Here is a 23,668-nt window from a genome sequence, read left to right on the forward strand (position 1 = left end):
GGGGGCGCATCATTATGCCAAAAGCGTAAAGCTTGCCGCTACGTAGGCCACATAGGCTGCCAGCAGCAGTGCCCCTTCCGTTCGGGAAAGGCGCCGCCCGGTGTAGAGAAATATCACCAGCACGACCGCCGCGCCCAGCATGACCCACTGGTCGAACGCCGCCATGCGCTCGACCAGCGTAAGCGGCTGTAAAAATGCCGATATACCCAGAATACCCAACAGGTTGAAGATGTTACTGCCCAGAATGTTACCCACCGCTACATCGGCGTGGCGGCGAAGAGCGGCCACCAGCGACACCGCAAGCTCGGGCAATGAAGTGCCCACTGCCACCACGGTTAGCCCGATGACCGCCTCGGAGAGCCCCGCCGCCTGGGCGATGCCCACGGCGCCGTAAAGCAGCAGTTGAGAGCCGCCAACCAACAGCGCGAGCCCGCCGGCGAGGCTGGCGAGAATCCACAGGGTCGAGGTAGGTCGCTTGGCCGGTGGTGGGGGTGTCGGAGCCTGGGCGAGCTCGGCCCCACCGCTCGCTTGACGCTCGCCCAGGTACGCCCAAACGAGGTAGGCGGCAAGCCCAGCTAGCAGCAGTATTGCATCCAACCGGCCAAGTTCGCCGCTCAAGCCCAGCGCGATGAATAAAAACGTGGCGAGCAGCATGACCAGGCCATCGCGCTTGAGCACTTCACGCTTGGCGGTAAGCGGGAATATAAGCGCACACAGACCCAGAATCAGCAGCACGTTGCCGATATTACTGCCCACTACGTTACCAATGGCGATATCGGGCTGTTGCCCGAGCGCGGCGTTGATCGACACCATGAGCTCCGGCATGGACGTGCCAAAGCCGACGATCACCAGACCGGTAAAAAGTGCCGAGACGCCGAGGCGCTCGGCGCCGGCGACCGCACCGCGAACGAGCCCTTCACCGCCCAGCGTTAAAAGCGCGATGCCGCCCAGCAAACTCAGTATATAAAGCATGTTCGATCCTTGTTATCCCCGGCCATGTAGGCGCCTACCCGCTTAAATTAGCGCGATAAAACGGTCACTACCAGGATTAAAAAAGCGACCAATACCATTGGCGAATCCTGCTTTTTATTGATATGTTATATCATTGTTTTAAGGGGGCTCCATCAGGCTCAAAACAAACCCTCGGGTTACATTTGGTTTAAAAACAGGAGCGTATATGTCACGTTTTTCAGGCAAGACACTAGGGGCGGTCGCCGCGGGTTCGCTGCTGCTGGCCGGTTTGCAGGGCGCGCATGCCGAGCAAGAGGATCACTCACACTCCCATGATCATGAGCACTCTCACGATCATGAGCACGACCATGGCCACGATCACGATCACGATCACGATCACGGCCATGACCATTCGCATTCCCACGATCACGACAGCGATATTTACGCCGGCTACTTCGATGATGAACAGGTAGAAGATCGCCCGCTGACCGACTGGGAAGGCGATTGGCAGTCCGTTTATCCCTATCTACAGGATGGCTCGCTGGCGCCGGTGTTCGAGCACAAGGCTGAAAACGGTGACAAAACCGCCGAGGAGTATGCCGATTACTACGACATCGGTTATGAAACCGAGGTCGAGCGCATCGTGATCGATGGCAACACCATCACGTTTTATGAAAACGGTGAAGAGCGCAGCGCCGAGTATCAATACGACGGTTACGAGATTCTGGAATACGAGGCGGGCAATCGCGGCGTTCGGTTTATCTTTGAAAACGAGGACACCGATAGCATGCCGCGCTATATCCAGTTCAGCGATCATGATATTTATCCGGTCCAGGCACATCACTTCCACCTCTACTGGGGCGATGACCGCGAAGCCCTGCTGGAAGAGGTGACGAACTGGCCAACCTACTACCCCAGCGCGATGGATAGCGACGAAATCGTATCGGAAATGCTCGCCCACTAACCAAACAGCAGTGCTGACAAAACCACCCCAACGCCCCCTGACGCTCAAGCGCCTGGGGGCGTTTTTTGGGTAGCGACCAAGAGAAAAGCGCGCTTTTTTTTAGAACGTGCCGGCGTTTGCGGGTGTCATAGCCTCCAGATGCGCCGCAAGCGGGCGATGGATTCAGCTGCCCCGCCGCCCCCTAAAAAGTGAAGGAACTGTTTTTATTGTGTAATTTATTTGTTTAATAGTGTGGGATATCAGCGATATCGGTTAAAAAGTGTATCATAGTGTAATTGAAAAGAGCCCTCCTGCGGCTGCCAGCTTCTTCACGGCTTGAGAGGGTAGTGAAGGACGCTGCTCAATCATGATTCATTGGACGAGAATACATGCTGGAACCTCTGGTAACGCCAACCCCTCCTGTTATGGAGCCCAACCGCCAGGCCATCGCCATTTTGGGTGGCCGGCCGGATAGCATGGGCTTGCATATTCTGGATGCCAGCGATGAGTACACGCGGTTTTGGGGCGGGGTGCGCAAGCAGTGGCTGGGTGCATCGCCTAAAATCGTGAGTCACGATATCGACAACCGAAAGCTTCTGCGTAAGCTAAGTTGTGCGTTGGCCAAGGGGGAAGTAGGCGATGGTTACTCGCTTTCCGGGCTCGATAAGAGCACGCTAAGTGCGGGCAAGCCGAGCATGCTGATCGAGTGGCGCGTTACGGCGATTACCATGCCCGGCTACACCGAGCGTGTGCTGGTACTGGTCCAACGCGATATTTCCAAACGTGTCGAAAAAGAGGCCGAACTCGAGCGCCTTGCCACCACCGACACGTTGACTGGGCTTTATAACCGCGCCCGCTTCGACCAGCTGCTTAAAAAAGAGATCAACCGGCTCAACCGTTACGTGCGCTCTTTCTCACTGATCATGCTCGATATCGACTTTTTCAAGACGATCAACGACAGCCACGGCCATGACGTAGGCGACCAGGTGCTGGCAAGGCTTGGCAGGTTACTGAGAAACAACCTGCGTAAAGTGGACCACTGCGCCCGTTGGGGCGGCGAAGAATTCATGATTCTGGCCCCGGAAACCTCCCTCGAACAGGCGGTACAGCTGGCGGAAAAGATCCGCTGCTGTATACAACAGACGCGCTTCCCCCAAGTGGGCAGCGTGACGGTCAGCCTGGGGGTCATTGAGGCACGCCTGAACGAATCGCAAAAAAGCGTGATGAAACGCGCCGATAACGCCCTTTACCAGGCCAAGGAGCAAGGGCGTAATCGGGTCCGCTACTAATCAGTCCTTATCGCGGTCCACGGCAAACGGGGACCACGCCTGACGTACCGGCATGATCTCGAGACGGTTGATATTGATATGCGCGGGCAGCGTGGCCAGATAAAAGAGTTGTTCGGCAATATCCTCGGCCTGCAACGGGTTCGTGCCACGATAGAGCTTATCCGAGGCTTCCTGATCGCCCTTGTTGCGCACCAGCGTAAACTCGGTTTCCGCCATGCCCGGCGCCAAGTCGGTGACGCGCACGCCGGTCCCCAGCAAGTCGCAGCGCAGGTTATAGCTAAACTGCTCGACGAATGCCTTCGACGCCCCGTACACGTGCCCACCCGGGTAGGGCCAGTGCCCGGCCACCGAACCCAGGTTCAAAATGCTCGCCCCTTCGCCGTGACCGATCAAAAGCGGAAGCGCTGCATGGGTGACGTTGACCAACCCGGTAATATTGGTGTCGATCATGGTATGCCAGTCTTTTAAATCGGCGTTCTGCGCCGGCCCCGGTGCTAGCGCAAGCCCTGCGTTATTGACCAGGCACGTCAGCGGTAAAAACGCCTCCGGCAGATTGCCAAGCTCGCGGGTAACGGCGTCGCTATCGCGCACGTCCAGCGTCAGCGTGAGTACGCTGACCTGATCGCCAAGCTCGCTTTCGAGCGCTTTCAAACGCTCTTCACGGCGCCCGGTCAAAATCAATGACCAGCCCGCCTTGGCAAAGCGGTAGGCGGCGGCCCGGCCAAAGCCCGACGTGGCGCCGGTAATCAAAACGCTAGGCATCGTAAAACCTCCTGACTGACGTGAATATTGTACTGCGCCACTCTAATGTAGCGGGTTTGGGCCGTGTTCGTGAAGGCTTAGCCTAACTGGCGGCGCCAGCGGTTCTCGATCGTATCCAGCGCCGCCGAGCCGTAAGTCACCTCGGATTGCCCTTGATAGTGCCCCCATAGTTGATCGCCTCGGTCGAAATGCCACCATTCACTCGGTAAGTTGGTGAATCCTTGTTCGGTCATGATGTGGTAAAGCAGGCGCCGATGATCTCGGGCATCGAGTGAGTGGTGCTCAAGGGAGCGCTCGAGGTAGGCAGTATGTGAGGCGGGGATCGCCTCGTCGAACAGCGTACCCATGTCGAGCGGTACGCCGTCCGCGTCGCATAAGGTAACGTCCACTGCGCCGCCAGTGAGGTGCGGGCTAGGCGCCGCGGCGTCTTGACTGGGAAGGGAAACGAACTCTCGGGTGCGCATTAGGAGCGCCTTTTCGTCGAGGTCGGGGAAACGATCACGGATTGCCAGCTGCAGCGTTTCGAACAGATACTGCTGCACTCGCCAAGGGCGCCAGCCATCCAGAACGATCAGCCCCAGCCCGCTGGGCAGGCGCCGCGCAGCGGCCACTAGCGCTCGGTAAACTCCTTCACGCACGAAACACTCATCAATCGCGCCAGGAATACCCAAACGCGCGTAGGCAGGGAAGACTCGGATGGGAGCGGGCGCCAGGCTCATTGGCAGTAGCCGTTCGCCATTGTCCCGAATCGAGAGCCTGTTGACGTGATCCCAGTCTGGCGCGGGATAGTGAGGGATAGGCGGCAATGCCCGCCACTCTTCGTTACTTAGTGGCTCTGTCTTGTTGGCCAAGGTTTTATTCAAAGGGTTCGTGTGCAACGCTTTTTCATCCAACACGGTGTTATCCAAAATAGGTGGGCAGCCAAAGCGTGAGCTGAGGGAACACGATCAATAGCAGCAGTACGGCCACGGCGGTGAGAACAAAAGGCCAGATCGTCCTGAATAGAGAGACGATTTCCAGCCGGCTCACGGCGGCGGCTACGAACACGCACGCTCCCAGTGGCGGGGTGATCAGCGCAATGGTGATGTTCAGTGTGATGATCACGCCCAAATGGATCGGGTCGATGCCCGCCATCATTGCCACCGGCGAAAAGATGGGCGTGAGCAGCATTAGTGCCGACACCTCCTCCATGAACATGCCCGTGATGAAGGTTATCGCACTAAGCAATAACAAGATGACGACCATGTTATCCACGTAAGGCGAGAGAAGGTCGACGAATTGCGTCGGCACTTGCGCGTAGGAGAGCAGCCAACTGATGATGGACGATGCGGCCATGATCAAAAAGATCGCTGAAGTAAGTCGGGCGGTGTCTTTGATGGCTTGCCAGCAGTGGCGCAGCCGCAGCCCGCCCAATACCGCACCGCAAAGCGCAACGTAAAGAGCCGTCAGTGCCCCCGACTCGGTCGGCGTGAACACACCCAGTACGATACCTGCGACGATGATGAACGGGGCAATTAGCGCTGGCAACGCGGCTACGAACGCTACGCTCAACTCTTTCAAAGTGGGCAGACGGCCGTTTGTGGTCAAACCGTGGCGCCAAGCATACCAAGCGTTCATACCCATAAAGGCCAAGCCGAGCAGTAGACCGGGCACGACACCCGCGAGGAACAGGTCGCCTACCGAGGTATTGGTGAGCGAGGCGTAGAGAATCATGAAAATACTAGGCGGGATGATGGGCCCGATCAGTGAACTGCCCGCTGTCAGACCAGCGGCGAAGGCACGGGAGTATCCCTCTTTCTCCATGGCCGGGACCAGCAGCGAACCCAGCGCGGACGTATCAGCTACTGCCGAGCCGTTCACGCCAGCGAAGAAGACGCTCGACACCACATTGACATGCCCCATGCCGCCACGCAGGTGCCCAACGATCAGCCGGGCGAAGCCCATCAAGCGCTCGGTGAGACCGCTGGCATTCATCAGATTGCCCGCCAGGATGAAAAGCGGAATCGCCATCAGCGAGAAGACATTGATGCCACCAAAAAACTGCTGGGGCATCATCCGCAAGATCATAGAGGGATCAACGAATAGGAACCCGGTCAAAGCGGTGACTAAAAGTGCGATGAAAAGTGGCAGCCCGAGCAGCACGTGAGCGAGAAAGACACCCAGCATGGTCAGAATCATGCGTTATCCTCCACGGTTTTAAGCGGTGCGGGCCCGTAAAGAAGTACGTGCCAGGCGAGCAGTGCAAACCCAATGGCTAGAGAACATAGCGGCACTGAGCGGCTAATCCCCAAGCCGGACGTTTTGAAAAGCCCTACTGATGGGGAAAGTGCGTAACGAAAGCTTATCCAGGCACCACCCAAGGCGATTAACAGTGTCACTACCCATTGGTAGAGGTTGAGCCCTTTTGAAAAGGGGGCGGGTAACAGACGCTCTAGTAACGCTACCCGCATATGCCCACCTTCCGTCCATACTGCTCCGGCTGCCAGCATCACGGTGGCAATGATAAGAAAACGCGAGAGCTCGTCAGTCCATATAGGTGCGCCGCCTGCTATATAGCGCGCGAAGACGCCGTATAAAATAATGACAACGTTGATCGCCAGCAAACCGCCGGCCAACGTGAGGGTAACGGGGCGGCTTATCGTAAGCAGCCGCTGGCGTAAGGTGGTTAGCATGGCATCGCTCCGGCAGGCTTTCGGAAAAGAGCCAGCGGTTGCTGGCCCCTAAAGCGGTAAAAGTTACTGGCTACTGTGCCGTGCCGCTTTCGCCTGCATCCTCGAGCGCCATGTCGATCCAGCGCTGTTCGATGCCGCGCTCTTCCAGCCACTCAAAATAAGCGGGTTGGCCGATATCACGAAACGCTTCAAGCTCTTCTTGAGATGGGCGAATTACTTGCATGCCTTGTTCTTCAAGGTAGGCGATACGTGATTCGACCTGCGCTTCATTGCTTTCACGCGCGTTCTGGTTCGCCTCGACGACCGCCTCCATGAAAGTCTCACGAAGCTCATCGTCCCAGTTATCGATCATGGCGCTGTTGCCTACCAGAAACTGATCGGAGTACTGGATATTGGCCAGTGTCAGGTAATCCTGCACTTCGTAAAGGCTACCCAGGATAATGTACATCGGCGGATTCATCTGGCCGTTGGCTACGCCGGTACGCAGTGCCATGTAGGTTTCCGTCCAGGGTATCGGTGTGCCTGAGGCACCAAAGGACTCGTAAAGTGCTACCTGGCTTGGGTCCATGGCGCGAAAACGTAGACCTTCGAAGTCGTCCGGATGACTGATGGGTCGTTCGCTATTCGTGAAGGAGAGAAAGCCGCCTTCCTCGACCACCGCGAGCATCTCTACCCCAGTGCGCTCACTGAATTCTTCCTTAAAAGCTTTCCAGTAGGTGCCCTCATCAAAAAAGCGGCGAGCGTCTGAAAAATCTTCGAACAAAAAGGGGATCGCGCTAACAAACAGTTCGTCCGCTAAAGGTGAGATGCCCGCAAAAGAGGCAATGTTGAGCATGGGCGTATTCATCGTTTGTTCCATACGCTCTTCTTCGTCACCTAACATGCTGTTGGCGAAAAGACGCAGTTCTACTTCCTGATCGGTACGTTCCTCCACCAGCTCTTTCAGGTTAGTGGCGAAAACGTGCACCGCATTTTTTTCCGGGTCCGGGGCGCCGTTATAGCTTAGGTTGATGGTCGTGGCAGCAAGTGCGTTGCCTGCGATGGCCAATGAACCGAGCAGGCAGGCGCTAACAAGGCGGTTCGGTGTGAAACGCAGCATAAGGGATCTCCTGTCTTCAATTTATAATGATCAGATCGTTGTGAGCAGGTAATGGATTACCTATTTATTATTGATCGAACCTCAGAATTAGGTTAGGCATTGAAGTGTTGACTATGCAATACCTGAAGCGTTGTTTTTAAGGCAACAGGCGTGGCGCGTCATTCGAGAAAAAGCGCATGCCGAGATGAAGGTGATCAAGATAAGTTGCGGCGGCAACGGTGAGTTCATGGCCTTTGAGGCTCACGATTTGCGCGCGGGCGTCGTTCATCAATGGGTACTGCATGGGCAGCGTAACGATCTCGCCGCGCTCGATTTCATCCACCACGGTCAGTTCGGGCATGAAGGTGACCCCAATATTCGAGCGTACGAAATTTTTGAGTACCGCCACAGAGTTGGTATAGAGACGCGCCTCGAGGTGGATACGCTCTAGCTGTTCGACCATATTGACCATCTGGCGCATACCGAAAGGATTGTCCATGAGGCCAAGCGGCCAAGGGCTGAGATCCACCAGCGTTAAGGGGCGCTCGAGTTCGCACAGCGGGTGGTTCGGCGGAACGATCAAATCCAGCGGCTGACGCGTCTCCACATGACAATAAAGCGCCGAGTCGACGGGCGGAGCGTATAAAAGCGCTAAATCTACCTCGTAATCCTTCAGAAGCGAGACGGCCTCGTTGACGCCGGCCATGCGGATATCCACGTTGATACCTTCGAACGCATTCATGAACTCGCCCAACGGCTTGGCGATAAGGTCAGCGATGAATCCTTCCCCTACTGCGATACGTACGTTGCCGTGAGAGAGCCCTTGTAGCGCGGTCAACCGAGAGAGAACCGCTTCTTCCTGAGCGCGCTGCGTATTGAAATGCTGGGCGAGCAGTTGTCCTGCTTGAGTGGCACGCATACCGCTGCCGGCTCTTTCGCAAAGTTTGCTGCCAAGCGTCTCTTCTAGTGCCTTTATTTGGCGGCTAAGAGCGGAAGGGTCAACATCCAGATGTGCCGCCGCTCGGCGCAGTGAGCCTCGGCGGATGACCTCGTTCAAATAGACGAGCGCGCGCTGGTTGAGCATGAAACATCACCCGATAAAGCATAAATGAGAGGAAATCTAGTTTAGCAGACCAGGCTCAAAGCAAGATTGAGTGCTGGAGAGTCGACTGCTTTGTAGTACCCATGCTTTGCCCTGATAAACGTTTTAACCGACAATGCCGGACTTCTTTCCACGTGAGACGACGCGCATGCAGGCAAACGGATTTTTCGACGGAGTAGGCGAGGCCATCGGCGATGCAATTCGCGTGGTGGTGGAGTTCCTGCTGGGCATTTTTGGCAACTTCTTCGGCGCGTTTGGCGACTTCATCGATGGCCTGACCCGTTCACTTGGTATCAACGACTCCTTTTTCAGCATTGCCGTGCTGATCATTGGTCTGCTGATTCTATGGGGCGGCATCAAGTCGTTTCTGCGCGGTTCGATCATTGGCGGTATCGTGCAAACCTTGATCGCGCTTTTCATCCTCTCGTGGCTGATGATGTAGTGTCGGGTCTGGTTGAATGAAATTCATTCGATCTTGATCAATCACCACTTGCTTATTGAGTACATTTTGCGATTATTCGCACTCATTTAGTGCGTGCGTGAGTGTGATGAAAACGTATTTAGGCAAAATGCGCGGGGAGCCTTTCAAACGTGCCCGGGTAGGCTGGCAGGATGCACTCTGGTCCTGGATCGGGGCTTTCTGCGGTATGGCCCTGATTTGCTGGCTCAGCGCCGAGTGGCTTAGCCAGCAGCTTTTGATCGTGGGGTCGTTCGGCGCGACCTCGGTGCTGATCTACGCCGCCCCGGAAAGCCCCTTCGCCCAGCCAAGCCATGTGCTGTTTGGCAGCGTTCTCTCAGCCGGGGTGGGCGTTGCCTGCTACCAGGTACTGGGTGCTACGCCGGTCTCCATGGCGCTGGCGGTGTCGCTCTCCATTCTGGTCATGCAACTGACTCATACGGTGCATCCGCCTGGCGCTGCGGCGGCGTTGATCGCGGTCGGCGGCGGGAGCAGTGTGCACCAGATGGGGTGGTGGTATCCGCTGTTGCCGATCGGCATGGGCTGCGTGGTCATGCTGGTCGTGGCGATACTGGTCAATAACCTGGCTCGCCACCGCCGTTACCCGCGTTACTGGTAGTCTCAAAATCGTTTGAGCTGCTCCTCCAGCGCGAAGATATGCGCATCTTCTACGTTCAGCTCGCGCAGTGCCTGGGCAAGATTGACCAGGTAGTCGCGGTTGGGGCCGCTGGGGCCCACCGCGGCGGCAATTTGGCGCGCCATGGCGTCAAGCGGCGCGGGGCCCAAAAACGCCGGGTTATCGTCGGTCGCCATATAGACAAGTCCCTGGACCTCGCCGCCATCTGCAAAGTGCAGTGGGGTGATTTCGCGCAGGTAGCCGTTTTTTTCCCGATGATCGAGCGGTGCCAGGGTCTCCTCGGTAATTCGGTAGGCCATACCGTGACAGACCGCGCCTTCTACCGGTACCAGGGTGGCTACCCGGCCAGGCGCGCTAGGTGTTCCGCGGTGGTCGTGGGAGCCCTGCCAGAAGCGGCGCTCGAAGCCTTCGATAAAGGCGCTTCGCCGCTCCAGAAAGGGGAAGTCCGCCTTCCAGATCAGCGAGCCATAACCGAATAGCCAGATGTCACCGTTGTCATCGAAGGGGCGGCGGCTTTGGTTAACGGCGGTGGTATCTATCAACATGAAATCGCCACAAAAAGTCGGTAAACGGCCATGGTAACATGGCCTGAAACGCTCTTTGGGAGGCTTTCATGCGCGCGATTTTCCTGGTCGATAACGGCTCGCTGCGCCCGGCGGCAACGCTCAACCTGCGCCGGGTGGCGGGGGCACTCAGCGAACGGCTGGGCGAGACGGTCCAGCCCGCCTCGCTATTGCACTCCAACAAGGTGGATGCCGAGGCGCTCGGCGGCGTAGCGGCGCAGACGCTGGGCCCGGCCGCCGAACGAAGCGCCGAGGCGGGGGCCCGCGAGATCATCGTGCTGCCGTTTTTCTTCGGCGCAAGCCGTGCGCTGACCGACTACCTGCCCAAACGCATGGGCGAGCTGCAAGCGCGCTTTCCAAACGTACGGGTGCGCGTTGCGCTGCCGCTGGTGGACGAGCAGGGCGACAACGACCTGCGCTTGGCGCATTTATTGGCCGATAACGTCCTCCAGACAATGCCCGAAGGCGCCCCACCCAGCGTGGTGCTGGTGGATCACGGCAGCCCGGTCTTCGAGGTCACCGCGGTGCGTAACCGCCTGGCGGGCCAGCTCGGCGCGGTGCTGGGCGAGCGTGCCGCCTGCGTGGCGCCGGCCTCCATGGAGCGCCGCGAAGGCGACGAATACCGCTTTAACGAGCCGCTTTTGGAGCATCTTTTAAAAAGCGATAGGTTTAATAGTGCCACCGTGGTGGTGGCGCTTTTATTCCTCTCCCCCGGGCGCCATGCCGGGGAAGACGGCGATATCGCCGAGATCTGCCGCGCCGCCCAGGCGCGCCATCCAAACCTCAAGGTGGTCACCACACAGTTGGCCGGTGAGCACGAAGGCATCGTGGCGATCCTGCACACGCGGCTGCGTCAGGCGCTGGATGAAGGCCGGGTTTTGCTAACGCTGCCCTAAAGCGTGCTGGGCGCGTTACGGTAGTGCCAGACGCGGTGAGAGCGCGTAGAATCGCGAGCCTTTAATGCGCGCACGTGTGCACTCATCATCAACCAGGGGCTCCTCTTGATCGCCACCGCCAATATCACCATGCAGTTCGGGGCCAAGCCCCTGTTTGAAAACGTCTCGGTCAAATTCAACAACGGTAACCGTTACGGGTTGATCGGTGCCAACGGCTGCGGCAAGTCGACCTTCATGAAGATTCTCGGCGGCGAGCTCGAGCCCTCCGCCGGTCAAGTGATGCTCGATAGCAGCACGCGCCTGGGTAAGCTGCGCCAGGATCAGTTCGCGTTCGAAAACGAGCGCGTGATCGACACCGTCGTCATGGGCAATGCTGAGCTCTGGAGAGTCGCGGCAGAGCGCGAGCGCATCTACTCGATGGCCGAAATGAGCGAAGAGGACGGCATGGCCGTGGCGGATCTCGAGGTGCGCTTTGCCGAGCTCGACGGCTACACCGCCGAGGCGCGCGCCGGCGAGCTGCTGTTGGGCCTGGGGATCCCCATCGAGCAGCACTTCGGCCCCATGAGCGAGGTAGCGCCGGGCTGGAAACTGCGCGTGCTGCTCGCCCAGGCGCTGTTCTCCGATCCGGACGTTTTGCTTCTCGACGAGCCGACCAACCACCTGGATATCAACACCATCCGCTGGCTGGAAGACATGCTCAAGGCGCGCAGCAGCACCATGGTGATCATCTCCCACGATCGCCACTTCCTGAACAGCGTCTGCACTCACATGGCGGACCTGGACTACGGCGAGATTACCCTGTTCCCGGGCAACTACGACGACTACATGACCGCGGCCACCGCCGCCCGCGAGCGCCAGCACGCGGACAACGCCAAGAAAAAAGCCCAGATCGCCGAACTTCAGCAGTTCGTCAGCCGCTTCTCGGCGAACGCCTCCAAGGCCAAACAGGCCACCTCCCGGGCGCGCCAGATCGACAAGATCAAGCTCGAGGACATCAAGCCTTCCAGCCGGGTCAGCCCGTTCATTCGCTTCGAGCAGAACAAAAAGATTCACCGTAATGCGCTGAACGTCGAGGCGATCACCAAAGGCTATGATGGCAACAAGCCGCTGTTCGAGCGCTTCTCCATGGGGGTCGAAGCCGGCGAGCGCGTAGCCATCATCGGCCCCAATGGCATCGGCAAGACCACACTTTTGAAGACCCTGTCCGGCGATTTCGCACCCGACAGCGGCGAGGTAAAGTGGACCGACGCCGCCGAGCTTGGCGTGTTCGCCCAGGACCACGCGGCGGACTTCGCCGAGGATGCCACCCTGTTCGAGTGGATGGGCCAGTGGACGCAAGGCGGCGAGCAGGTAGTGCGCGGTGCGCTTGGCCGTATGCTCTTCTCAAGCGACGATATCGGCAAGTCGGTGAAGGTGATTTCCGGCGGCGAGCAGGGCCGGATGCTGTTTGGCAAGTTGACCCTGACCAACCCCAACGTCCTGCTGATGGACGAACCCACCAACCACCTGGATATGGAGTCCATCGAGGCGCTCAACCTGGCGCTCGAGAACTACCCCGGCACGCTCTTTTTCGTCAGCCACGACCGGGAGTTCGTGTCGAGTTTGGCCACGCGTATTCTGGATATGCAGCCCGAGGGAATCATCGACTTCAGCGGCAGCTACGACGACTACCTGAAAAGCCAAGGCGTCGTCTAACCCTACTGGGTTTCGCCCAGTATTTGCTGGTAGGTCGCTTCCGAGACAGGGTTTTGTTCGCTATCGAGAATATCGCCCTTGAAGGTGTCGTTCATCTCCTTGGCCAGCGCCACGTAAACGTGCATCTGCTGGTTGCGTCGCCGATGAATGGGCGGCTTGACCAGCAAACTGACCCCGCGAATGGTGCCGTCGGTTTCGCCCCGCAATAGGTCCGGCATCTCCCCCGGGGGAAAGGCATTGGCGACGACGATCGGGTTGGTGCGCTTTTGCCCGTCGATCAAAAACACCTTTTTGAGCGGGTCGAACCGGGCGTTTTTGCCGCGTAGCCACTCGGTGAGGCGCTCGTCGGTGGTCACGTCTGGCTGGGCGAAAATGACGAACAGCGAGTGCTGCTTTTTTCTATTCGCCGCCGGGGTGGGCGCCGTGGGCGCGGCGGTTTGAGACGCTTGCGCACGGGGCGGTTGGGTCGGCGGCGCGACCCTGGGTGCTTTGATGCGGCGTTTTTTCGTCAGCGCCCAATAAGCGAAAATCGCGATAGCGACCACGCCGAGAAGCAGCGAAAAAAGCGCAAATCCTACGGGAAGGGAAACAGTGTCCATTTTATCACCCTGAGCCTGGTACCAACATTAGGGACGCTCTTAATCAACCCTTGACGATGGGCGTCCTAAAACCTTATCGATAAGGTAGGTGAAAATAGCAGGCTTTACAGGCGGGAGGATATAAAAAAAGCACCACGTGAGTGGTGCTTTGGATCAATCAAGTACGTTTTATAAACGTCAATAACCTATCATAAAGCGACGCTTATTTGAGGCGGTCATGGCCGTTATCCATAAACGGATAGTCGGTGTAGCCTTTTTCATCGCCGCCGTAGAACGTGTCGTGGTTTGGCTCGTTGAGCGCCGCGTTGACCCGGAAGCGCTCGGCCAGGTCCGGGTTGGCGATATAGGGACGACCATAGGCCACCAGGTCGCCGTTACCACTCTTGATCAGCGCCTCGCCTTTTTCGGCGTCGTAGTGGCCGCAGTAGATAATGCTGCCGTTGAAGCGCTCGCGCATCTGCTCGCGGAAACCGTCCGGGAACTCAGCGTCACCGCCGGCCCAGTTGGGCTCGTTCAAGTGAATATACGCAAGGCCGCGCTTGGCGAGCTCGTCGGCCAGATAAAAAGACATCTCCTTGGGCTCGGCGTCGGTCAGACCGAAGATCTCGATGAACGGCGTCAGGCGGATACCCACGCGGTCGGCGCCATACACCTCGATGACGGCATCGACGACTTCCAGCGGGAAGCGCGCACGGTTTTCGACCGAGCCGCCGTACTGGTCGTCCCGCTTGTTGGTGCCGGTGGCCAGAAACTGGTTGAGCAGGTAGGCGTTCGCCGCGTGGACTTCGATCATGTCAAAGCCTGCGCGCTTGGCGCGAACGGCCGCCTGGCGGTAATCCTCGACGATGCCGGGGATTTCGTCGGTCTCGAGCGCTCGCGGCGTGCTTGCAGGGTGCTGGCCGGCGCTGCCATCCTCGAACTCGACAAAGGCCTGGGCGCCTTCACCTTTCAAGGCGCTGGGTGCAACCGGTGCTTGACCTTCGGGCTGAACCATTTCGTGAGAAACGCGCCCAACGTGCCAGAGCTGCATGGCAATGCGTCCGCCCTTGGCGTGCACCGCGTCGACGACGTTTTTCCAACCGGCTTCTTGCTCGTCGGTCCAGATACCCGGGGTATACACATAGCCCCGCGCAGTGGGCGAGATATTGGTCGCCTCAGAGATAATCAAACCCGAACCGGCGCGCTGGCCATAGTAGGCCTGCTGCATTTCACCGGGAACGCTGTCCGGGGTACGCGCCCGGGTGAGCGGCGCCATGATGACCCGGTTGGGAAGTGGCAGGCTGCCAAGCTGGGTAGGGGCGAGTAGTGTCTCGAACGCCATGAGCAAACTCCTTCTTGCGATCAAATAGTGTCAGGTGAGAATAGACCAGTTTACTACTAAGCGCCAATTACGATTTTATATGAGGGTCGATGCACTTATTGGATGGGCTAATCCTGACGCGGTTTCGAGCGTGTCTGAAAAACCGTTTCGAGCGTGTCTGAAAAAAATGAATAGTGCATGGGCGTTAAATACCCGCCCGGCGGCACGGTGCGTGTCTGGCTAACGCGGTATCAGGACGGCCAGAACCAGTGTCTTTTAGGCGCGGGGGCGGCCATATACACAAGGGCGGTCGTAAGGGCAGTGACGATCGCGCCGAGTTGGCGGTGGCACACGGCGCTGCTTAAAACGCCGGGGCACTGTTTCAGCAACAGCTCGCACTGGGTGGAGGCCACGCAGAGCTGGGTGAAGGCATCCGGCGGCAGGCTCGATTTGGCCGCGTGGCTTGCATGTTTGAGCTCACTGGCGAGCATCGAGAGCGTATGGGTATCCAGCCAGCAGGGCAGCGGGTCCTCGAGGCGCACTACGATGGCGTTCTGCATCGCTTCGAACGAGGTGCGCAAAAAGAGCACGGTGTGGCGAAGTTGGCGCGGCTGCTGGGGGGCACTCCACCTTTTCATGCTGACGCTCCATTGCGGTTCATTAAAATAAAATGTTTCTCATTTGTATTTGGATAAAAAGATAGCGTGCGCCCGTGTCGGTGTCAAACGCGCGGCTTGGGCTAGCCCGCCAGCAGGTAAAGCCCCTGGATCAGGTAAAACACTCCGATGGCGGTGACGATCCAGCGGGTCCAGGCGCGAAAGTTGGCATCGGTCAGCCGGTGCAGAATGCGCGTGCCGGTTTGGGTGCCCAAAAGCGCAAAGGGCGTGGCGAGCAGGACCACGGCCCACTCTCCGGCGCCAAGCGCCAGCGCCGAGCCCAGGTAAAAGAGAATCTTGATACTGTGCGCGATTACTTGAATCATCGCCTTGGTGGCGACGACTTCGCGGCGGTCCATGTTCGAGCGCACGAAGAAGATATCGATCAACGGGCCGGACACCCCCGCTGCAATGGTCAAGCCCCCGGAGGCGAGACCGCACGCCAGGGCGTGGCTTGCGCGGTTGGCGTTGAGCGAGAACCAGCGCTTGGGGATCCACACCAGCACCGGCAGCAGGCCGATCAAAAGCGATACCGTGGCGGCGTTGGGGCTGTAGTCGAAAAGCAGCAAAAGCCCCGCCGCGCCGGCCACGCCCGCGGCCATCAACGCGACCACTCGCCAATTGATGAAACGCCGCGAAAGCCAGGCGCGGGAGGCGTTGGCGGTGAGCTGAATGACCCCGTGAACCGCCATGGCCGAAGCGGCGGGAAACACCAGCAGCAGAAACCATAAAAGCACCAGCCCGCCGGCCATGCCGAAAATGCCCGACAAGAGCGACGTCAAAAACACAACGCCGGCGAACACGGCGCCCATCAATAATGTCATGCGACGTCCCTAGCGGCAGAAAGGCCATACCTGATAGAACTTGCGGCACTGAAACTCCGCCTCGCAGGCGTTGAGCTGGGCCTGATAGCGACTCGATCGTTCAGCGATCTGGCGCCCGGCGCGCAGCACATGGGGCTTGCCTCGGTAGGTGCCGCGCTTATAGCCGCCGGCGCCTTCGTGGTAGGCGTAGTAGAGGTGCTCCGGGTTATTCAGCGAAATACCGGTTTGCGCGCGGGTGCGGGCGTTGTACCAGCCGATGAAGTCCGTGGCGTGCTTCATGTGGGTACGCCGGGCAAACAGGCTACCGGCCTGGTCGCGGTACTCGCCCCATACCGGGTCCTGGGCCTGGGCGTAGCCCTTGGCGGAAGAAGGGCGGGGGCCTGGTATGAAGCCCAGGTAGTATTTACGGTCTGGCCGAACGTGGCTTCGAAACGAGGACTCCTGCTGAATGAACGACATTTGCGTCGCAATCGGCGTGCCCCACTGGTTTTCGGAGTCGCGGGCGTAGTCGTACCAGCTGGGCTGTTCGCGAAAGATTTCGCACACGTTGCTTTGATTTTGCGGCGGGTTGGGCGCGAAGGTGGCGCAGCCCGAGAGCATGAGCAGGGCACACAGTGCCCAAAGACGCCGGGCGTGTCCGGTAAAGCCGCTAGGGTGGCGCATGAAGTCTCCTGTTTGATCCGTATGCGGTGTTATCGGTTGTTGGGGGGCTACCTTTAGCGCAAGAGCGCCGCCAGCCGGTGGCGCAGGCGCTGCACTTCTCGGGTCAGCGTTTCGCCGGAGAGCATGCCGACGCCCATCACCAGCCCCGAGCGGGTGTCCCCTTTGGCACACACCGGGCTTAGCGGGCGCGCGATCAGGTGCTCCTTAAAAAGCGCCTGGGCAATGGCCACGTCGTCGACGCCGGGCTCGAATTCGATGCACAGGCTAAGGGTGCTGCTGGGCGGCGATACCCGCTCGACCCGAGGCAGTGTGCAAAGCTGGTCGTGCAAGACTTGCTGTCGGCCCAGGTAGTCGCGCTGTATACGCCGGCACCAGCTGTCCAGGCTGCCATCGAACATGAACTGGGCGAGTACCGCCTGGTCGAGCATGCGGCCTTCGCGAAAGAGCTCGCTGCGCAGCCGGTTCATCGGCGCGGCCAGATGGCGAGGCACTATCAGATACCCCAAGCGCAGGCCGGGAAACATCATCTTGGAAAACGAGCCTACCAGCAAATGCCGCGAAGAGCCGGGTTCGAACAAAAGCTCAGGGTGATCGTCTCGCGTGAACTCGTAATCGTCCTCCAGCACGTAAGCGGGGTCGAGCGCCGCGCACAAGCGCTCCTTGTGCGCGGCACTCGCGGGCATGCTCAGCGGGTAGTGATGGGAGCCGGTCAGGTAGGCAAGGGCGACGGGCTTCGATGCGCCGTCGAAGTCGTAGCCGTGCTCCGGATACCAGGGCCGCAGGTCGATATCGAGCCCAGCGGCGGTGAAAACGTTGCGCGCCCCCCAGTAGCAGGGTGATTCCATGACCACCGTATCGCCCACGTCGGTGAGCGCCATGGCGCAAAGCTCGATGCCGTTATGGGTGCCATCGGTGATGATGATCTGGTCCACGTCGCAGTCGATGTTGCGCCAGCGCGCCAAAAAATCGCGAATGGCGCGCTTTAAAGGCCCAAACCCACCGGTAGAGTAGGAAAGCAGCAGCGCGTTTTGCGATACCGTGACGCTTTCATAAAGCTTTCGCCAGCGGCGCATGGGGAACTGGGCGATATCCGGAATACCGGGCATGAAGGAGCCGTTTTGAATACTGCTCGACCCCGGCGCGCTCAATACCTGGCTTGCGCGTTTTGAAAGCGGCGTGGAAAGCGTCGAGGGCGCGGGGGCCGGAGGATGCCGGCGCACCCAGGTGCCTTGGCCGTGAGCGGTTTTGAGAAGCCCCTCGCCAAGCAGCGTATTGACCGCCTGCGCCAGGGTTTGGCGCGCGCAGCCAACGGCTTTGGCAAGCGCCCGGTGGGGCGGCAAGCGGCTGCCCTGGCGCCAGTGCTGGGCAATCGCCTGGCGCAGCGCCTGCTCGATACGAACCTGCTTGTTGAGCCGCTCCGGCTGGGACCGAAAGAGCGCGGTTAACTGCGCGAGCATCTTCTCTTGCTCCATTGACGCTCCTTCAACGCTTGCGAGTAAAAAGCGTAGTGGCCCTAAAGTCGAGGCGTTATCGCATATTAGCGCAAAGTGGTCCAGTGAAACCCGAAAGTGGTCCATTCGCGTAGCTGGCCGGCCCTGCTAGCGTGTACTAAAGCCCATGCCAGGGCTTGGCCACGCGGCCCGGGTCTGCATTGCGGCGCTCAATAACAACCTGCCACGCTCATACAACAACCAACCACTGCTGGGATATTTGCATCATGACGACATCGACTCCTGAACAGGCAAAGCTTGTTCGCGTGTTGGCACGTGGGGACGTGCTGGCGCTGGCCTTCGGGGCCATGATCGGGTGGGGCTGGATCGTTCTGACCGGCACCGCCATTGAGTCCGCCGGAAGCGTCGGCGCCATTTTGGCGTTTATCCTGGGCGGCATCGCGATCCTGTTGGTCGGGCTGACCTACGCCGAGCTTGCCTCGGCCATGCCCAAGGTGGGCGGCGAACACGTTTATAGCTACCGGGCGCTGGGCCACGGCGCCTCGTTTTTATGCACCTGGGCGATCATCCTGGGCTATTTGAGCGTGGTGGCGTTCGAGGCCGTGGCGCTTCCCACCGTGGTCGAGCATATTGCGCCCAACTACGCCGTGGGCCACCTGTGGACCATCGGCGGTTGGGAGGTCAAGGCGACCTGGGTCGCGGTCGGCGTGGGTGGCTCGCTTGCCATGATGATGATCAACTACTTCGGTGTAACCACCGCCGCACTTTTGCAAAAGGTCGTCACCGGCTTGATTTTGTTGGTGGGCGTGATGTTCATTACCGGCGCTTTATTCGAGGGCAATACCGCGAACATGTCGCCGCTGTTCGCTTCGAATGAGACCGGTGTGATGGCCGGCATCGTGACGGTGCTGGTCATGGTGCCGTTTCTGTTCGTCGGCTTCGACGTCATCCCCCAGGCGGCTGAGGAGATCAACCTGCCTTATAAAGCGATCGGCAAGGTATTGATGGTCTCCGTACTGCTGGCCGTGGCGTGGTACTCGCTGATCATTCTGGCCACCAGTCTGTCGCTGGATAACGTGGCGCTTGAGGGGGCGAGCTTGAGCGTGCCGGATGCCATGGGCGCGCTGTTCAACGCCCCCTGGGCGAGCAACCTGATGGTACTGGCCGGTATCGCGGGCATCATCACCAGCTGGAACTCCTTCTACATTGGCGGCTCCCGCGCCATCTACGCGCTGGCCACCGCGGGCATGCTGCCCAAGGCGTTCGCCAAATTGCACCCGCGCTATAAAACCCCGACCAACGCCATCTTCATGATGGGCTTTCTCTCGTGTCTGGCGCCGTTTTTCGGCCGCCCGGCGCTGGTCTGGATCGTCAACGCCGGCGGGCTTGGCATCGTGATCGCCTACCTGTTCGTGGCGATCTCTTTCGTCGTGCTGCGCCTGCGCGAGCCGGACATGCCGCGCCCGTTTCGCGTGAGCTTCGGGCTGCCCTGCGGCGTGCTGGCGATTTTGCTCTCCGTCGGCATGGCGTTTTTGTACATGCCGGGCAGCCCCTCCGCGCTAAGCGGCGCCGAGTGGGTCATCTTCGCCGGCTGGTCGCTGCTTGGCGTGGCGCTTTATATCCATTCGCTGCGCACCTACGGGCGCGCCTACAGCGACCAGCACATGCTCGGCGATCTTTAATTTTCAAGCGTTTAGGAGACTTTATGAGCTTTATCGAACAGTGGTTGAGCGACAGCGTACCGGCGCTGATTGGCGGCGAGTGGCGCAAGGGCAACGCAACCTTCGCCGTCGACAACCCCGCCACCGGCGAGACCATCGCCCGGGTGGCCGAATTGAGCGCCGATGACACTACGGATGCCGTGGCCGCCGCTTACAATGCCGGCGCCGCCTGGCGGGCCACCCCGGTCAAACAGCGCTCAGCCTTGCTGCGTCGCTGGTTCGAACTGATCAATGAACACGCCGACGACCTGGCACGGTTGATGACCCTGGAACAGGGCAAGCCGCTGGCCGAGGCCAAGGGTGAGGTGGGCTACGGCGCTTCGTTCATCGAGTTCTTCGCCGAAGAGGCCAAACGCATGGCGGGTGAAACCCTGCCAGGCCACGGCGCCGACAAGCGCCTGATGGTGCTGCGCGAGCCGGTCGGCGTGGTCGCCGCGATTACGCCCTGGAACTTCCCGCTGGCGATGATCACCCGCAAGTGCGCCCCGGCGCTAGCTGCTGGCTGCACCGTGGTGATCAAACCCGCCGAAGCCACGCCGCTCACCGCACTCGCCGCGGCTTACCTGGGCCTGGAAGCCGGCCTGCCCGCCGGCACCATCAACGTGGTCACGGCCTCGAAACCGGCAGACGTGGGCGAGGTGCTTACTACGGATTCCCGCGTGCGCAAGGTGTCGTTCACCGGCTCCACGCCGGTGGGCAAGCGCCTGCTCGCCCAGTGCGCCAGCACGGTGAAGAAAACCGCCATGGAACTGGGCGGCAACGCGCCGTTCATCGTGTTCGATGATGCGGACGTGGACGCCGCCGTGGACGGCGCGATCGCCTCGAAATTTCGCAACGCCGGGCAAACCTGCGTGTGTACCAACCGCTTTCTGGTCCAGGACGGCATTTACGATGCGTTCATCAGTAAGCTCACCGAGCGGGTGAAAGCCCTGAAGGTGGGTGATGGCCTTGAGGAGGGCAGCGTGATCGGCCCACTGATCAACCAGGCCGCGGTGGATAAAGTACAGCGCCACGTAGACGACGCCCAGCAAAAGGGCGCCCGGGTGCTGTGCGGCGGCCAGGCCCACGCGGCCGGCGAGCGTTTCTTCACGCCCACGGTGCTGGCGGATGTCACCACCGAGATGGCGGTAGCCGATGAAGAAACCTTTGGCCCGGTCGCGCCAGTGTTCCGCTTCACTCAGGATGAAGAGGCGATCCGAATGGCCAACGATACGCCGTTCGGCCTGGCGGCCTACTTCTACGCCACCGACTACCGGCGCATCTGGCACACCCTCGAGGCGCTCGAGTACGGCATGGTCGGTGTCAACGAAGGCCTGATTTCCACCGAGCTGGCGCCGTTTGGCGGCGTGAAGGAGTCCGGCCTTGGCCGCGAAGGCTCCCACCACGGCCTCGAAGAATTTACCGAGTTGAAATACGTCTGCGTCGGTGGGCTTTAAGGCGTCGTCAATGACCCATCAGGCGCTGAACGTGCTCAAAAACCGGCACGTGGCCAGCGTCATCGAGCCAGTTCAGGGCGAGGGCGGTTTCTAAATCGCATCCCCTGAGTGCCTGCCATTGGCTGATACGTCGCCCGAGGTTTTACGGCCTGCCCGCCGCAAGCGCTTGCTTGCGGCGGGTTGCGCGTTTTAGGGCTACAGTAACGCCCCTAAAAGGTGCCGGGTCCGCCCGCCGCGCCCTATCGATACCGCCGCTTTATTTATCAGGAGTCCCGATGAGTCTATTTTCCCTGGTGAGCGTACTGATTACGCTCGCCGCCGTCTCGAGCTACTTAAACTATCGCTATATCAAGCTGCCGACGACGATTGGTGTCATGCTGCTGGCGCTGGTGTCGTCGCTTTTGCTGATTATCGTCACGCCCTACACGGCGGGGCTGCACGGCCAGGCAGCGGCGCTGGTGGAGCGGATCGATTTCGATCAGGTGGTGCTTCATGGCATGTTGGCCTTTTTGCTGTTTGCCGCGGCCATACACGTCAAGTTCGACCACCTGCGGGAAGAGTGGTTGACCATCGCGCTGCTTGCCGTGGTGGGCAACGTGATGTCGACCTTTATTATCGGCGCGTTGACCTGGCTGGTGCTGGGGTGGCTGGAGCTGCCCGTGCCCTTTTTGTATGCCTTGGTGTTCGGCGCCTTGATCTCACCGACCGACCCCATCGCGGTGGTGGGTATCATGAAGTCCGTCGGCGTTTCCAGGCAGCTCGAAAATCAAATCGCCGGCGAGTCGCTGTTTAACGATGGCCTGAGCGTGGTGGTCTTTCTGGTGCTTTTGGGCCTTTCCGGGCTGGGCGCCATGGGCGGGGAAGAGGTGCCGGTCGAGTCCTCTATCGATATTGCGGCCATCGGTTTGCTACTCCTTAAGGAGGTTGGCGGGGCGGTGCTGTTGGCGTCAGTGGCGGGCTACCTGGTTTACCAGATGCTCAAGCGGGTCGATAACTACCAGGTCGAGGTGTTGATCACCCTCGCCTTGGCTATGGGCCTGTTCGCCCTGGCGGATAGCCTGCACTTGTCGGCGCCCATCGCCGTGGTGGTCGCGGGGCTGTTCATTGGTAACCACGGACGCTTGTTCGCCATGTCGGATAAAACGCGCGACAACGTCGACACCTTCTGGGAGCTGATCGATGAAATCCTCAACGTGGTGCTGTTTTTACTGATCGGTTTGGAGCTTCTGGTGCTGCCGATCGAGCGTGACTGGCTGGTGGCCGGAGGACTTGCGATCGTCATCGTGCTGGGAACGCGTTTGCTGTGTGTCGCCAGTATCCTGGGCCCGCTTGGCAAGCTGACGGATCAGTCGAAAGGCGCCATTCCGATTCTGACCTGGGGCGGGCTGCGCGGCGGTATTTCGGTGGCCATGGCGCTGTCACTACCCGCAAGCGAGTTTCGCGACCTGGCGCTAACGCTGACCTACTGCGTGGTGATCTTCTCGATTGCCGTGCAGGGGCTGACCATGGGCAGGGTGATTCGTTTTTTCAGCCGCGCGTAACGCGGGCGACCAACAGTGTTTCTGGCGACACTGAAACGGGCTTCTATAATGAGTTCACAATCACTGTATAAGGAGACGCGTCATGACGTCAGAGAAGCTTCCCTCCGGCGCCGGCGATGTGGCCGGTGAATACCCCGAGGTGTGGAACGCCTACGCCGCACTCGGGAAGGCGTGCTCGCACTCCGGGCCGTTAGAGGGCCGCGAACTACGCTTGGTCAAACTCGCGCTTGCCATTGGCAACCGCTCCGAAGGCGCGGTGCACTCCCACGTGCGCCGTGGGCTCGAAGAGGGGCTAAGCGCTGAAGAGCTCAAGCAGGCCGCCATGCTGGCGGTGCCGACCATCGGCTTTCCCGCCGCCGTGGCCGCGCTCACCTGGATTACCGATATCACCGACGACGAGTAGCACGAACGTTTCGGCCGAGCGCAAGGCTC

General features: G+C 59.7%; 24 protein-coding genes. 10 read left to right on the forward strand and 14 right to left on the reverse strand.

Annotated elements, in window-relative coordinates:
• Window positions 1–12: 12 nt before the first annotated feature.
• Window positions 13–972 (reverse strand): calcium/sodium antiporter, encoded by a 960-nt coding sequence (locus tag ACWHRL_RS01445; RefSeq protein ID WP_447527524.1) that lies wholly within the window; start codon window positions 970–972, stop codon window positions 13–15.
• Window positions 973–1,177: 205 nt separating this feature from the next.
• Between ACWHRL_RS01445 and ACWHRL_RS01450 the strand changes: the two genes are divergently transcribed.
• On the forward strand, window positions 1,178–1,915 hold the full coding sequence (locus tag ACWHRL_RS01450) for a metal-binding protein ZinT (RefSeq protein ID WP_447894936.1): 738 nt from the start codon (window positions 1,178–1,180) through the stop codon (window positions 1,913–1,915).
• Between the two features lie 368 nt (window positions 1,916–2,283).
• Window positions 2,284–3,183 (forward strand): GGDEF domain-containing protein, encoded by a 900-nt coding sequence (locus tag ACWHRL_RS01455; RefSeq protein WP_447894937.1) that lies wholly within the window; start codon window positions 2,284–2,286, stop codon window positions 3,181–3,183.
• Here the strand turns inward: ACWHRL_RS01455 and ACWHRL_RS01460 are convergent, their stop codons facing one another.
• From ACWHRL_RS01460 to ACWHRL_RS01485, 6 genes are all read right to left on the reverse strand, one after another.
• Window positions 3,184–3,945, reverse strand: a complete 762-nt coding sequence (locus tag ACWHRL_RS01460; RefSeq protein WP_447527527.1) for an SDR family NAD(P)-dependent oxidoreductase — start codon at window positions 3,943–3,945, stop codon at window positions 3,184–3,186.
• Between the two features lie 77 nt (window positions 3,946–4,022).
• Window positions 4,023–4,583 carry a M15 family metallopeptidase gene (locus tag ACWHRL_RS01465; protein ID WP_447894938.1) on the reverse strand — a complete coding sequence of 187 codons (561 nt, stop codon included), beginning with the start codon at window positions 4,581–4,583 and terminating at the stop codon, window positions 4,023–4,025.
• Between the two features lie 262 nt (window positions 4,584–4,845).
• Window positions 4,846–6,123 (reverse strand): TRAP transporter large permease, encoded by a 1,278-nt coding sequence (locus ACWHRL_RS01470; protein WP_447894939.1) that lies wholly within the window; start codon window positions 6,121–6,123, stop codon window positions 4,846–4,848.
• Window positions 6,120–6,617, reverse strand: a complete 498-nt coding sequence (locus ACWHRL_RS01475) for a TRAP transporter small permease (protein WP_447894940.1) — start codon at window positions 6,615–6,617, stop codon at window positions 6,120–6,122. The genes ACWHRL_RS01470 and ACWHRL_RS01475 overlap by 4 nt, the downstream gene beginning before the upstream one ends.
• Window positions 6,618–6,687: 70 nt before the next feature.
• Window positions 6,688–7,716, reverse strand: coding sequence for a TRAP transporter substrate-binding protein DctP (gene dctP, locus ACWHRL_RS01480; RefSeq protein ID WP_447894941.1), 1,029 nt, complete (start codon window positions 7,714–7,716; stop codon window positions 6,688–6,690).
• Window positions 7,717–7,852: 136 nt separating this feature from the next.
• Window positions 7,853–8,779, reverse strand: coding sequence for a LysR family transcriptional regulator (locus ACWHRL_RS01485; RefSeq protein WP_447894942.1), 927 nt, complete (start codon window positions 8,777–8,779; stop codon window positions 7,853–7,855).
• 166 nt (window positions 8,780–8,945) lie between these two features.
• Between ACWHRL_RS01485 and ACWHRL_RS01490 the strand changes: the two genes are divergently transcribed.
• Window positions 8,946–9,239 carry a hypothetical protein gene (locus tag ACWHRL_RS01490; RefSeq protein ID WP_447527528.1) on the forward strand — a complete coding sequence of 98 codons (294 nt, stop codon included), beginning with the start codon at window positions 8,946–8,948 and terminating at the stop codon, window positions 9,237–9,239.
• 106 nt (window positions 9,240–9,345) lie between these two features.
• The gene (locus ACWHRL_RS01495; RefSeq protein ID WP_447527529.1) at window positions 9,346–9,873 is read left to right on the forward strand and encodes an HPP family protein; all 528 of its coding nucleotides are present in this window, start codon (window positions 9,346–9,348) and stop codon (window positions 9,871–9,873) included.
• 2 nt (window positions 9,874–9,875) lie between these two features.
• On the opposite strand, the gene ACWHRL_RS01500 is transcribed toward ACWHRL_RS01495, so the two are convergent.
• Complete coding sequence (locus ACWHRL_RS01500) at window positions 9,876–10,436, reverse strand: gamma-glutamylcyclotransferase (RefSeq protein ID WP_447527530.1); 561 nt, start codon at window positions 10,434–10,436, stop codon at window positions 9,876–9,878.
• 68 nt (window positions 10,437–10,504) lie between these two features.
• Here ACWHRL_RS01500 and ACWHRL_RS01505 point away from each other — a divergent pair, with 68 nt between their 5' ends.
• Entirely contained in the window at window positions 10,505–11,350 is an 846-nt protein-coding gene (locus ACWHRL_RS01505) for a sirohydrochlorin chelatase (RefSeq protein ID WP_447894943.1), read from the forward strand.
• Window positions 11,351–11,455: 105 nt separating this feature from the next.
• Window positions 11,456–13,045 (forward strand): ABC-F family ATPase, encoded by a 1,590-nt coding sequence (locus ACWHRL_RS01510; RefSeq protein WP_447527532.1) that lies wholly within the window; start codon window positions 11,456–11,458, stop codon window positions 13,043–13,045.
• Between the two features lie 2 nt (window positions 13,046–13,047).
• Here ACWHRL_RS01510 and ACWHRL_RS01515 read toward each other — a convergent pair whose 3' ends face one another.
• The 6 genes from ACWHRL_RS01515 to ACWHRL_RS01540 all read right to left on the reverse strand — a co-directional run bounded on the left by ACWHRL_RS01515 (window position 13,048) and on the right by ACWHRL_RS01540 (window position 18,559).
• Window positions 13,048–13,644 (reverse strand): cell division protein ZipA C-terminal FtsZ-binding domain-containing protein, encoded by a 597-nt coding sequence (locus ACWHRL_RS01515; RefSeq protein ID WP_447894944.1) that lies wholly within the window; start codon window positions 13,642–13,644, stop codon window positions 13,048–13,050.
• 202 nt (window positions 13,645–13,846) lie between these two features.
• Window positions 13,847–14,965, reverse strand: a complete 1,119-nt coding sequence (locus ACWHRL_RS01520; RefSeq protein ID WP_447894945.1) for an alkene reductase — start codon at window positions 14,963–14,965, stop codon at window positions 13,847–13,849.
• Between the two features lie 230 nt (window positions 14,966–15,195).
• Complete coding sequence (locus ACWHRL_RS01525) at window positions 15,196–15,582, reverse strand: hypothetical protein (RefSeq protein ID WP_447527535.1); 387 nt, start codon at window positions 15,580–15,582, stop codon at window positions 15,196–15,198.
• A 101-nt stretch (window positions 15,583–15,683) separates the two neighbouring features.
• Window positions 15,684–16,424, reverse strand: coding sequence for a TSUP family transporter (locus ACWHRL_RS01530; protein ID WP_447894946.1), 741 nt, complete (start codon window positions 16,422–16,424; stop codon window positions 15,684–15,686).
• A gap of 9 nt (window positions 16,425–16,433) precedes the next feature.
• Complete coding sequence (locus tag ACWHRL_RS01535) at window positions 16,434–17,087, reverse strand: transglycosylase SLT domain-containing protein (RefSeq protein WP_447527537.1); 654 nt, start codon at window positions 17,085–17,087, stop codon at window positions 16,434–16,436.
• Between the two features lie 53 nt (window positions 17,088–17,140).
• Window positions 17,141–18,559 (reverse strand): aminotransferase-like domain-containing protein, encoded by a 1,419-nt coding sequence (locus ACWHRL_RS01540; RefSeq protein ID WP_447894947.1) that lies wholly within the window; start codon window positions 18,557–18,559, stop codon window positions 17,141–17,143.
• 245 nt (window positions 18,560–18,804) lie between these two features.
• Here ACWHRL_RS01540 and ACWHRL_RS01545 point away from each other — a divergent pair, with 245 nt between their 5' ends.
• The 4 genes from ACWHRL_RS01545 (at window position 18,805) to ACWHRL_RS01560 (ending at window position 23,639) form a co-directional block, all read left to right on the forward strand.
• Entirely contained in the window at window positions 18,805–20,220 is a 1,416-nt protein-coding gene (locus tag ACWHRL_RS01545; RefSeq protein WP_447894948.1) for an APC family permease, read from the forward strand.
• A 23-nt stretch (window positions 20,221–20,243) separates the two neighbouring features.
• Window positions 20,244–21,695, forward strand: a complete 1,452-nt coding sequence (locus ACWHRL_RS01550) for an NAD-dependent succinate-semialdehyde dehydrogenase (protein ID WP_447894949.1) — start codon at window positions 20,244–20,246, stop codon at window positions 21,693–21,695.
• A 275-nt stretch (window positions 21,696–21,970) separates the two neighbouring features.
• Window positions 21,971–23,236: a cation:proton antiporter gene (locus ACWHRL_RS01555; RefSeq protein ID WP_447894950.1), complete on the forward strand. Its 1,266-nt coding sequence runs from the start codon at window positions 21,971–21,973 to the stop codon at window positions 23,234–23,236.
• Between the two features lie 82 nt (window positions 23,237–23,318).
• A complete protein-coding gene (locus ACWHRL_RS01560; RefSeq protein ID WP_447894951.1) occupies window positions 23,319–23,639 on the forward strand; it encodes a carboxymuconolactone decarboxylase family protein in 321 nt (106 codons plus the stop codon).
• The last annotated feature ends 29 nt before the right edge of the window (window positions 23,640–23,668 follow it).

This window comes from Vreelandella sp. GE22 (assembly GCF_968212445.1).

Coding starts and splice junctions, on each gene's coding strand:
- ACWHRL_RS01460 (WP_447527527.1), bottom strand. CDS start 3,945: ATGCCTAGCGTTTTGATTACCGGCGCCACGTCGGGCTTTGGCCGGGCC.
- ACWHRL_RS01555 (WP_447894950.1), top strand. CDS start 21,971: ATGAGTCTATTTTCCCTGGTGAGCGTACTGATTACGCTCGCCGCCGTC.
- ACWHRL_RS01525 (WP_447527535.1), bottom strand. CDS start 15,582: ATGAAAAGGTGGAGTGCCCCCCAGCAGCCGCGCCAACTTCGCCACACC.
- ACWHRL_RS01545 (WP_447894948.1), top strand. CDS start 18,805: ATGACGACATCGACTCCTGAACAGGCAAAGCTTGTTCGCGTGTTGGCA.
- ACWHRL_RS01515 (WP_447894944.1), bottom strand. CDS start 13,644: ATGGACACTGTTTCCCTTCCCGTAGGATTTGCGCTTTTTTCGCTGCTT.
- ACWHRL_RS01470 (WP_447894939.1), bottom strand. CDS start 6,123: ATGATTCTGACCATGCTGGGTGTCTTTCTCGCTCACGTGCTGCTCGGG.
- ACWHRL_RS01560 (WP_447894951.1), top strand. CDS start 23,319: ATGACGTCAGAGAAGCTTCCCTCCGGCGCCGGCGATGTGGCCGGTGAA.
- ACWHRL_RS01535 (WP_447527537.1), bottom strand. CDS start 17,087: ATGCGCCACCCTAGCGGCTTTACCGGACACGCCCGGCGTCTTTGGGCA.
- ACWHRL_RS01520 (WP_447894945.1), bottom strand. CDS start 14,965: ATGGCGTTCGAGACACTACTCGCCCCTACCCAGCTTGGCAGCCTGCCA.
- ACWHRL_RS01475 (WP_447894940.1), bottom strand. CDS start 6,617: ATGCTAACCACCTTACGCCAGCGGCTGCTTACGATAAGCCGCCCCGTT.
- ACWHRL_RS01450 (WP_447894936.1), top strand. CDS start 1,178: ATGTCACGTTTTTCAGGCAAGACACTAGGGGCGGTCGCCGCGGGTTCG.
- ACWHRL_RS01500 (WP_447527530.1), bottom strand. CDS start 10,436: ATGTTGATAGATACCACCGCCGTTAACCAAAGCCGCCGCCCCTTCGAT.
- ACWHRL_RS01485 (WP_447894942.1), bottom strand. CDS start 8,779: ATGCTCAACCAGCGCGCGCTCGTCTATTTGAACGAGGTCATCCGCCGA.
- ACWHRL_RS01540 (WP_447894947.1), bottom strand. CDS start 18,559: ATGGAGCAAGAGAAGATGCTCGCGCAGTTAACCGCGCTCTTTCGGTCC.
- ACWHRL_RS01550 (WP_447894949.1), top strand. CDS start 20,244: ATGAGCTTTATCGAACAGTGGTTGAGCGACAGCGTACCGGCGCTGATT.
- ACWHRL_RS01495 (WP_447527529.1), top strand. CDS start 9,346: ATGAAAACGTATTTAGGCAAAATGCGCGGGGAGCCTTTCAAACGTGCC.
- ACWHRL_RS01445 (WP_447527524.1), bottom strand. CDS start 972: ATGCTTTATATACTGAGTTTGCTGGGCGGCATCGCGCTTTTAACGCTG.
- ACWHRL_RS01505 (WP_447894943.1), top strand. CDS start 10,505: ATGCGCGCGATTTTCCTGGTCGATAACGGCTCGCTGCGCCCGGCGGCA.
- ACWHRL_RS01455 (WP_447894937.1), top strand. CDS start 2,284: ATGCTGGAACCTCTGGTAACGCCAACCCCTCCTGTTATGGAGCCCAAC.
- ACWHRL_RS01530 (WP_447894946.1), bottom strand. CDS start 16,424: ATGACATTATTGATGGGCGCCGTGTTCGCCGGCGTTGTGTTTTTGACG.
- ACWHRL_RS01490 (WP_447527528.1), top strand. CDS start 8,946: ATGCAGGCAAACGGATTTTTCGACGGAGTAGGCGAGGCCATCGGCGAT.
- dctP (WP_447894941.1), bottom strand. CDS start 7,716: ATGCTGCGTTTCACACCGAACCGCCTTGTTAGCGCCTGCCTGCTCGGT.